This window comes from Streptomyces sp. NPDC051963, from assembly GCF_044593495.1.
In the GTDB taxonomy this organism is placed as follows: Bacteria; Actinomycetota; Actinomycetes; order Streptomycetales; family Streptomycetaceae; genus Streptomyces.
In genome coordinates this window covers 913,670-923,960 of record NZ_JBIUCC010000004.1, presented here as the reverse complement: position 1 = coordinate 923,960, position 10,291 = coordinate 913,670, and the positions used below count along the sequence as shown (strand labels likewise).

Sequence of the window (10,291 nt, the reverse complement as noted above, 5' to 3'; positions counted from 1 at the left end):
TTCTGCCAAGGGCATGGCTGGTTGGCTACGTTCGGGAGGGATAACCGCTGAAAGCATCTAAGCGGGAAGCCTGCTTCGAGATGAGTGTTCCCACCTCTATAAGAGGGTAAGGCTCCCAGTAGACGACTGGGTTGATAGGCCAGATGTGGAAGCCGGGTAACCGGTGGAGCTGACTGGTACTAATAAGCCGAGGGCTTGTCCTCAGTTGCTCGCGTCCACTGTGTTAGTTCTGAGGCAACGACCGTGTTTTTTCCGGTCGAACTTCATAGTGTTTCGGTGGTCATAGCGTGAGGGAAACGCCCGGTTACATTTCGAACCCGGAAGCTAAGCCTTACAGCGCCGATGGTACTGCAGGGGGGACCCTGTGGGAGAGTAGGACACCGCCGAACAATCATTGAAAGGGTTGGACCCAGAACTTCGGTTCTGGGTCCAACCCTTTTTTGTTTCGCTTTACTTGAAGTTCACGTTGCGCAACAAACATCCGCAGCATGGGTACTGCTGCAATGCTCCGGGCGGCCGGCGTCGGCGTCGGTGACGAGGTCGTCGTCCCGGCGTTCGGGAACGCGGAGGTCGCCGAGGCCGTGGCGTTGGCCGGTGCGCTTCCGGTGTTCGCCGACATAGACCCGGTGACGTACTGCGTTGACGCGTCCGCTGCCGCGGCGGCCATAACTCCGCGGACGGCGGCCCTGGTTGTCGTACACCGCTTCGGTCGGCCCGCGGACATCCCGCGGCTGCACGAGCTCGGTCAGCGGCATGGGCTGCTGGTGCTGGAGCAGAGGGAGTCCGAGGTGCCGTACGACGAGATTGCTCAGCGCAGGCAGCGTGCCTCCTATCTCGATGCGAAGTTGACGGGTGTGCTGACGCCCGATGGCGGTGACGGGCACACCTATCAGCAGTACGTCGTGCGGGTGCCGGGGAACGGGCGGCCGGACCGGGACGCGTTCGCTCGGGCGTTGCGGGCCAGGGGAGTCGAGTGCCGGGTGCCGGTGAAGACCCCCGTGCATCGGCTGCCGGAGTTCCGTCGGTGTGTGTCCCTGCCGGAGACCGAGCGGGCCGCTGACGAAACGCTGGCGCTGCCCGTGGATGCGTTGTTGACGAAGCGGGACATGCAGCGAATAGTGTCCGCTTGCAACGCCCTCGGGGGACTGCTTCAGCCCGCCTTCTAAAGGGAAGAGCGGGGTTGGGAGCACAGGTCTGTTCGGGGTATGATCTATTCCGTCGCTGCGAGGGAAACCTCGAAATTGCGACAGGCCCCTATAGCTCAGTCGGTAGAGCGTCTCCATGGTAAGGAGAAGGTCAACGGTTCGATTCCGTTTGGGGGCTCCATCGAAAAGGCCCCCCGCCCAACGGCGGGGGGCCTTTCTCGTTTTCTAGTCCTTGTGGAGTCCCGGGACTCGCATGGCAAGGATCGCCATGTCGTCGGACGGGGCGTCGGATGCGAAGCGTTCCACTGCGCGCATGATGCGGGCCGCCACGGCGCCGGCCGTGAGGCCTGTGCAGGTCGTGAGGACGTCGGTGAGGCCGTCGTCGCCCAGCATGCGGGTTCCTTCGCGGCGTTCGGTGACGCCGTCCGTGACGCACAGGAGGACGTCGCCGGGGTCCAGGGTGACCGTCTGCTCGTAGAGCTCGAGATCCTCCATGACACCGAGGAGCGGCTGGGGTTCGGCGGCCGGTTCGACCGTGCCGTCCTGGCGCAGGCGGAGGGGGAGCGGGTGGCCGGCGCAGACCACCTTCAACTCCGCGCTGCCGTCGTCCTGCGGGCGCATCTCGCCGTACAGGAGCGTCAGGAAGCGGCTGCGGGCGCCCTCGTCGAGGATGGCGGAGTTCAGGCGCTCCAGGACCGCCGGGCCGCTGAGGCCCTCGCGGGCGAGCAGGCGGAGGGCGTGCCGGGCCAGGCCTGTGACGGCCGCCGCGTTCGGGCCCGTACCGCAGACGTCGCCGATGGCGAAGCCGTAGGCGCCGTCGCTGATGGGGAAGACGTCGTAGAAGTCACCGCCGACCTCGTTGCCCTCGCCGGCGGCGCGGTAGATGACCTCGACCTCGACGCCCTCGATCTCGGGGAGCTCGGGCGGCAGGAGGCTGCGCTGGAGGGCCTGGCTGATGGCCGTGCGCTCGGAGTAGAGGCGGGCGTTGTCCAGGGCCAGGGCTGCTCGGCGGGACAAGTCCTCGGCCAGCTCCAGGATTTCCTGGCGGAAGTGTTCGTCCGTCGGCTTGCCGAGCGTCAGCATGCCGATGACGCGGTTGCGGGCCACGAGGGGCAGGACGACTGTCTCGCCGCCGACGGCGGACGCCGTGGCCAGCGTCGGGCCGATGCCCGAGCTGACGCGCGGGATGGGCTCGCCGAGGCCCAGGCTGCGCATGGACGTGCGCAGCGCCGCCTGGTGGGCGGCCTCCGCAGGGGCCGACCAGACGCGGGCACCGGGCGTGGGGACCGGGTCAGGCGGGGCGATCTTCGACAGCAACGACTTGATGCCGTCGATGAGTTCCTCGTCCTCGTGCAGGACGTACGACAGGTACGGCTCCGAGGCCTGGTCGGCGATCGTGTAGACCGCGCACCAGGTCGCCAGGGTCGGGACGGTCATCTGGGCCATGAGGGCGAGCGTCTGGTCGCGGTCGAGGGTGCCGGCGAGGAGATCGGAGGCCTCGACCAGGAAGCTCAGCGAGCCTCGGCGCAGGCGCTCCAGTTCACCCAGGCGGGCCGACTCGACGGCCAACGCGATGCGGTCCGCGGCGAACTGGAGGCGCAGCGCCTCCTCGTTCGAGTATCTTCCGGGGCCCTCGGCGGCGACGCCCAGGGAGCCGGTGAGGCGGCCCTCGACCTTCAGCGGGACCGTGACGACCGAGCGCATGCCCGTGCCGCTGAGCAGGGGTACGGCGCCCGGTACGGCCGTCAGGTCGTCGTGGACCGCAGGCATCCGGGCCGAGCCGTAGCGGCCGGGGCCCGCCTCGACGGGGACGCGGGCGAAGCGCTGGCGGGCGGAGGGCAGGCCCGTGGAGGCGCGGACCTCCAACTCCGTTTCGTCGTCGGTCGCCAGGAGCAGGAAGGCGCTGTCGGCGTCGAGCATGTCGCGGGCGCGCTCGACCGTGCGCTGGAGGAGGCCGTCGAGATCGTCCGGGGCCGGGGAGCCGATGAACACCTCGAAGGGGTCGGCGCTCCCGCCGTCGGCGGAGCTGCCGGAGTCGGACGAGGAGAGCCGCAACGGCGTCTGGAGGACGGCGCGTTCATGGTCTCGTACGAGAAGGCAGACCGTGGACGGCTCGCCGCCCGTGTCGCGGACCCTGAGGTGGGAGGCGTACACCGGGGTCACGCGGCCGTTGGCGCCGCGGATGCCGTAACTGCCTTCCCAGCGCGAGAGTTGGAGCGCCTCCGCGATGCCGGTGCTGGTGCCCGGGGTGTGCGGCCAGGCCGCGAGGTCGGTCAGGGGCTTGCCGGTGACCTGTTCGCCGGCGTACCCGAAGAGGTCCTCGGCGTCCTCGTTCCAGGAGGCGATACAGCCCGTGCGGTCGATCTGGACGACGGCGACGCGGACCCGGCCGTCGGCGAGCGGCAGGAGGTCGGCGGGGAGGGAGGGGCCTGCCGCGCGGGTGCCGACCGCGCGCTCGGGGAGGGCGAGTTGGAACCAGACCTGCTTGTGCGTGGGCGTGTACTCGACGCCCCAGCGGCCGGCCAGCGCCGCGCACAGCTGGAGGCCGCGGCCGCCCTCGCGGTCGGGGCTGCCCATGTTGACGGCCGAGCCCTGGAGCGGGATCTCGCGTTCGGGGTAGCGGTCGGCGACCTCGATCCGGACGCCGTCGTCACTGCGCAGGCACAGGACGTCCGCGGAGGTGCCCGCATGCACGACGGCGTTGGTCACCAGTTCGCTCGTGAGAACCACAGCATCGTCGACGATGTCGGCGAAGCCCCAGCCCTGGAGCGTGTCGCGGACGAAGGCGCGGGCGGTCGCGACGGATCGCCCGACGGGCTCGAAGCTGGCGGCCGCGCGCGCGGTGATCACAGAACTCCTCGACCGGTTGTCGACGTGCAGGGCTCCGTGGCCGACCGGCTCGTGCCGCGTTTGCGACGGCAGGCCGCCCGTCGGCCTTGGGTCCGGGGGATGTCCCCCGGGGATCAGTCCGGTGGTCATGCTGCGGCCGCCCCTCCGATGCCCGCTCGTTCTCGTGCCACCGCCCAGGCCGGACGGACCGGCGAGGCTGGACAGCCGCATGCAAGGTTACTTACCTTCGCCGTCCATGCGGATGCCGGTCTGCAGTGTTTCCGTCCCGAGGGTGTGCGGACGGTGTGCGAAGCTGCCGAACTGTTATGGCCGGGTTCAGCGAGGGTGAAACACTGGGCAAGCTTCTTGTGAAGGTCCGGGCAGGCAGAGTGAGATCCCCTTCGGGCGGGCAGCAGCCCGGGGTGTGGCCTGGCAGATCCGACGGAAATGCGCAGTAGTAACTGGTACGCCGAGCAGTCGTACCGGAACACAGCAGTAACGGTCGACCCCTGCGGGAGGGACAAGTGGAGTCTGGCGCAGCGACGCGGGGCACTAAGACGCGCGCGAAAGGCGGACAGTCCCTGACCAAACAGCGCAAACCGCGTGGTGGGACCACCGCGGTGGACACGGCCACGCTGGACAGACTGCTGGCGGCGCTCGTGTCGATGCGGGACGGGAACTTCCGCAAGCGGCTCACGGTGTCCGGCGATGGCGTGGTGTCGGAGATTGCTGCGGTTTTCAACGAGGTGGCCGACCGCAATCTCCATCTGACGGGTGAGTTGTCGCGGGTGCGGCGCATGGTGGGGCGTGAGGGAAAACTCACGGAACGGCTGGAATCAGGCGCCTGTCAGGGCTCCTGGGCGGCCGCCATCGATGCCTCGAACGCCCTGGTCGACGATCTCGTACGACCGGTCTCCGAGGTCGGCCGGGTGCTGTCCGCGGTGGCCGAGGGTGATCTGTCGCCGCGCATGGAGCTGCGGACGCAGGCGCCTGACGGCACCACCGGGCAACCCCTGCGCGGGGAGTTCCTCAAGGTCGGGCGGACCGTCAACAATCTGGTCGACCAGCTGTCGACCTTCACGGACGAGGTCACCCGGGTCGCCAGCGAGGTCGGGACCGAGGGCAAGCTGGGTGGACAGGCCCAGGTGCGCGGTATGTCGGGTTCGTGGAAGGATCTCACGGACTCCGTCAACACCATGGCGTACCGGCTGACGGCCCAGGTGCGGGACATCGCGCTGGTGACGACCGCGGTCGCGAAGGGCGACTTGTCCCGGAAGGTCACGGTTCATGTGGCCGGCGAGATGCTGGAGCTGAAGAACACCGTCAACACGATGGTGGACCAGCTGTCGTCCTTCTCCTCCGAGGTGACGCGAGTCGCCCGTGAGGTGGGTACCGAGGGCGAGCTCGGCGGGCAGGCGCAGGTGCCGGGTGTGGCCGGGGTGTGGAAGGACCTCACCGATTCGGTGAACCTCATGGCCGGCAACCTGACGGCACAGGTGCGCGGTATCGCACAGGTGACGACGGCGGTGGCCAATGGTGACCTGTCGCAGAAGGTGACGGTGTCGGCGCGCGGTGAGGTTGCGCAGCTGGCCGACACGATCAACCAGATGACCGAGACGCTGCGTGTCTTCGCGGACGAGGTCACCCGCGTGGCCAACGAGGTCGGTGGCGAGGGGCGCCTCGGCGGTCAGGCGAATGTGCCGGGGGCCGCAGGGACGTGGAAGGACCTGACGGACTCCGTCAACACGGTCTTCCGGAACCTCACGACTCAGGTGCGGGACATCGCCGCCGTGACGACGGCCGTGGCCAGCGGTGACCTGTCGCAGAAGGTCACCGTCGACGTGGCCGGCGAGATGCTGGAGCTGAAGAACACCGTCAACGGCATGGTGGACCAGCTGTCGTCCTTCGGTTCCGAGGTCACCCGCGTGGCCCGCGAGGTCGGTGTCGAGGGTGAGCTCGGCGGACAGGCGCAGGTGCCCGGGGCGGCGGGGACGTGGAAGGACCTGACGGACTCCGTCAACACCGCGTTCCAGAACCTCACCGGACAGGTGAGGAACATCGCCCAGGTGACCACGGCGGTGGCCAACGGCGACCTGTCGCAGAAGGTCACCGTGGACGTCTCCGGCGAGATGCTCCAGCTGAAGAACACCGTGAACACGATGGTGGACCAGCTGTCGTCCTTCGCCGAGCAGGTGACCCGGATGGCCCGGGACGTGGGCACGGAGGGCCGCCTCGGCGGGCAGGCCGTCGTACCGGGTGTGTCCGGTACGTGGAAGGAGCTCACCGACTCCGTCAACTTCATGGGTGGCAACCTGACGTCGCAGGTGCGGCAGATCGCCCAGGTCACGACGGCGGTGGCCCGCGGTGACCTCTCCCAGAAGATCGACGTCGACGCGCGCGGCGAGATCCTGGAGCTGAAGAACACCATCAACACGATGGTCGACCAGCTCTCCGCCTTCGCCGACCAGGTGACCCGGGTCGCCCGCGAGGTGGGCACGGAGGGCCGCCTCGGCGGTCAGGCGCAGGTGCCCGGCGTCGCCGGTGTGTGGCGCGACCTGACCGATTCCGTGAACGGCATGGCGGGCAACCTCACCGCGCAGGTGCGGAACATCGCACAGGTCGCGACCGCGGTGGCCCGTGGTGACCTCTCTCAGAAGATCACCGTGGACGCGCGCGGCGAGATCCTGGAGCTGAAGAACACCCTGAACACGATGGTGGACCAGCTGTCGTCGTTCGCCGAGGAGGTCACCCGCGTCGCCCGCGAGGTGGGCACGGAGGGCCAGCTCGGCGGTCAGGCCGAGGTGCAGGGGGTCTCCGGCACCTGGAAGGACCTCACCCAGTCCGTGAACTTCATGGCGAACAACCTGACCATTCAGGTGCGCCAGATCGCCGAGGTCACGACCGCGGTCGCCAAGGGCGACCTGTCCAAGAAGATCACCGTCGACGCGAAGGGCGAGATCCTCGAACTCGTCACCACCGTCAACACGATGGTCGACCAGCTGTCGGCCTTCGCCGAGCAGGTGACCCGGGTGGCCCGCGAGGTGGGCACCGAGGGCATCCTGGGCGGCCAGGCGCATGTACCGGGCGTCACCGGCATCTGGAAGGACCTCAGCGGCAACGTCAACCTGATGGCCAAGAACCTGACCATGCAGGTGCGGAACATCTCCCAGGTCGCGGCGGCCGTCGCCAACGGCGACCTGACCCGGACGGTGACGATCGAGGCGCGCGGCGAGGTCGCGCAGCTCGCGGACACCTTCAACACCATGGTGAAGACACTGAGTTCGTTCGCCGACCAGGTCACCAAGGTGGCCCGAGAGGTGGGCACGGACGGCATCCTGGGCGGGCAGGCGCACGTACCGGGCGTGGCGGGTACGTGGAAGGACCTCACCGAGTCCGTGAACCAGATGGCGTCCAACCTGACCGGTCAGGTGCGCAACATCGCCATGGTCACGACCGCCATCGCCAAGGGTGACCTGACGAAGAAGATCGACATCGACGCTCGCGGTGAGATTCTCGAGCTCAAGACGACGATCAACACCATGGTCGACCAGCTGTCGTCGTTCGCCGAGGAGGTCACCCGAGTCGCCCGCGAGGTGGGCACGGAAGGCCAGCTCGGCGGCCAGGCACGCGTGCGTGACGTCGACGGCACCTGGCGCGACCTGACCGAGTCCGTGAACGAGATGGCCGGGAACCTCACCCGGCAGGTGCGCGCCATCGCGCGCGTGGCGACCGCCGTGACCCGCGGCGACCTGAACCTGAAGATCGACGTGGACGCCTCCGGCGAGATCCAGGAACTCCAGGACTACATCAACAAGATGATCGCCAACCTGCGCGACACCACGATCGCCAACAAGGAGCAGGACTGGCTCAAGGGCAACCTCGCCCGTATCTCCGCCCTGATGCAGGGCCGTCGCGACCTGGACGACGTGGCCTCGCTGATCATGAGCGAGCTGACGCCGGTGGTCTCCGCGCAGCACGGCGCGTTCTTCCTCGCGCTGCCGCTCGTCGACGGCAAGGACACGAGCGGCGACCACGAGGACGCGTACGAACTGCGCATGCTCGGGTCGTACGGCTACTCCATGGGCTCCATGCCGACGTCGTTCCGGCCGGGCGAGGCGCTGATCGGGACGGCCGCCGAGGAGCGGCGCACGATCCTCGTGGAGAACGCGCCCAGCGGCTATCTGAAGATCTCCTCCGGGCTCGGAGAGGCGCCGCCCGCGCAAGTGATCGTCCTTCCGGTGCTGTTCGAGGGCCAGGTCCTCGGCGTCATCGAGTTGGCGTCCTTCACGCCCTTCACGCAGATCCAGAAGGACTTCCTCAACCAGATCGCCGAGATGATCGCGACCAGCGTCAACACCATCTCGGTCAACACCAAGACCGAGGTGCTGCTGAGGCAGTCGCAGGAGCTGACCGAGCAACTCCGGGAGCGGTCGGAGGAGTTGGAGAACCGGCAGAAGGCCCTCCAGGCGTCCAACGCCGAACTGGAGGAGAAGGCCGAACTGCTGGCCCAGCAGAACCGCGACATCGAGGTCAAGAACACCGAGATCGAGGAGGCTCGGCAGGTCCTGGAGGAGCGCGCCGAGCAGCTCGCCGTCTCCATGCGCTACAAGAGCGAGTTCCTCGCCAACATGTCGCACGAGCTGCGTACGCCGCTCAACTCGCTGCTGATTCTCGCCAAGTTGCTCGCCGACAACGCGGACGCCAACCTCACCCCGAAGCAGGTCGAGTTCGCCGAGACCATCCACGGAGCAGGCTCCGACCTGCTCCAGCTGATCAACGACATCCTCGACCTGTCGAAGGTCGAGGCGGGCAAGATGGACGTCTCGCCGACGCGCATCGCGCTCGTCCAGCTCGTCGACTACGTGGAGGCCACCTTCCGCCCGCTGACCGCGGAGAAGGGCCTCGACCTGTCCGTGCGAGTGTCTCCCGAACTGCCCGCCACGCTGCACACCGACGAGCAGCGGCTGCTCCAGGTGCTGCGCAACCTGCTGTCCAACGCGGTGAAGTTCACCGACTCCGGGTCCGTCGAGCTGGTCATCCGGCCGGCAGGCGCGGACGTCCCGCTGGCGATTCGGGAGCAGCTCCTGGAGACGGGCTCGCTGCGTGACGCGGACGCGGATCTGATCGCTTTCTCGGTGACCGACACAGGCATCGGTATCGCGGCCAGCAAGATGCGGGTGATCTTCGAGGCGTTCAAGCAGGCGGACGGCACGACCAGCCGCAAGTACGGCGGTACGGGCCTGGGCCTGTCGATCTCGCGGGAGATCGCTCAGCTGCTCGGCGGTGAGATCCACGCGCAGAGCGAGCCGGGGCGCGGCTCGACGTTCACGCTGTATCTGCCGCTGCACCCGAGCGAACTGCCGCCCCAGGGGTACCAGCAGGGGCTGCCCGCACTGGAGGCCGGCGACCTGGTGGCGTCCGCTGCCCGGGCCGCGGCCGAGTTGTCGGAGCTGTCCGAGGTGGAGATCGAGACGCCGGCCGAGGTGAAGTCGTACCGCGATGCGCAGAACGGCCCGGCCGCCCTCTTCCGGCGCCGGCGCAGGGCGACTCCCATCGCGGCCGAACAGCTGGGCAGGGCGACGCCTGAGCGCTGGCCCGCGACCGACCAGGAAGCGGCGCCGCGGTCGCAGCGGGGCATCCGGTTCGGCGGGCAGAAGGTGCTGATCGTCGACGACGACATCCGCAACGTCTTCGCGCTCACCAGCGTCCTGGAGCAGCACGGCCTGTCCGTGCTGTACGCCGAGAACGGCCGTGAGGGCATCGAGGTCCTGGAACAGCACGACGATGTGGCGGTCGTCCTGATGGACATCATGATGCCCGAGATGGACGGGTACGCGACGACGACGGCGATCCGCAGGATGCCGCAGTTCGCCGGGCTGCCGATCATCGCGCTCACCGCGAAGGCGATGAAGGGCGACCGGGAGAAGGCGATCGAGTCGGGCGCTTCCGACTATGTGACGAAGCCGGTCGACCCTGATCACCTGCTGGCGGTGATGGATCAGTGGATGAGGGAGGAGTGACGAGAACCGTCGGGGCGCGAGGCGAAGCGGCGGGGATGTGGTGGGAACCTTCGGTGTTCACCCGGAGTTGCTGACTCAGTGTGGCCGGAGCCGTGTAGAAGTACGGGATACGGGGAACCTTCTGGTCTCCTGCTGCGTTTCTGCTACGTGCACAGTGACATCGCGGTGACAGGGTGTGGCGACAGGCGGGGTGCGGCTACCATGACCGGCACAAGGACGGGCGGCGCAAGGGAGTCGTCCCCTGGGGCGACGTACATCGGCGTCACCCCAAGTCCTGAGGACAGGGGAGGCCCCAAG

The 10,291-nt window shown here is 68.2% G+C and carries 3 protein-coding genes, 1 tRNA gene and 2 rRNA genes; 5 read left to right on the top strand and 1 reads right to left on the bottom strand.

Annotated elements, in window-relative coordinates:
• The 4 genes from ACIHFB_RS20725 to ACIHFB_RS20710 form a co-directional block, all read left to right on the top strand.
• Nucleotides 1-203, top strand: a 23S ribosomal RNA gene (locus tag ACIHFB_RS20725); the annotation flags it as partial.
• A gap of 69 nt (nucleotides 204-272) precedes the next feature.
• Nucleotides 273-389: ribosomal RNA gene (gene rrf / locus ACIHFB_RS20720) — 5S ribosomal RNA — on the top strand.
• Nucleotides 390-503: 114 nt separating this feature from the next.
• Nucleotides 504-1,166 carry a DegT/DnrJ/EryC1/StrS family aminotransferase gene (locus tag ACIHFB_RS20715; RefSeq protein ID WP_400127565.1) on the top strand — a complete coding sequence of 221 codons (663 nt, stop codon included), beginning with the start codon at nucleotides 504-506 and terminating at the stop codon, nucleotides 1,164-1,166.
• Nucleotides 1,167-1,250: 84 nt separating this feature from the next.
• A tRNA-Thr gene (locus ACIHFB_RS20710) sits at nucleotides 1,251-1,326 on the top strand.
• Between the two features lie 44 nt (nucleotides 1,327-1,370).
• On the opposite strand, the gene ACIHFB_RS20705 is transcribed toward ACIHFB_RS20710, so the two are convergent.
• Nucleotides 1,371-4,124 (bottom strand): SpoIIE family protein phosphatase, encoded by a 2,754-nt coding sequence (locus tag ACIHFB_RS20705; protein WP_365285170.1) that lies wholly within the window; start codon nucleotides 4,122-4,124, stop codon nucleotides 1,371-1,373.
• Nucleotides 4,125-4,498: 374 nt separating this feature from the next.
• Between ACIHFB_RS20705 and ACIHFB_RS20700 the strand changes: the two genes are divergently transcribed.
• Entirely contained in the window at nucleotides 4,499-9,994 is a 5,496-nt protein-coding gene (locus ACIHFB_RS20700) for a HAMP domain-containing protein (protein ID WP_365285172.1), read from the top strand.
• Nucleotides 9,995-10,291: the final 297 nt, after the last annotated feature.

What these genes read in the sequence shown, in the direction of transcription:
- ACIHFB_RS20715 (WP_400127565.1), top strand. Translation starts at nt 504, where the DNA reads ATGCTCCGGGCGGCCGGCGTCGGCGTCGGTGACGAGGTCGTCGTCCCG.
- ACIHFB_RS20705 (WP_365285170.1), bottom strand. Translation starts at nt 4,124, where the DNA reads ATGACCACCGGACTGATCCCCGGGGGACATCCCCCGGACCCAAGGCCG.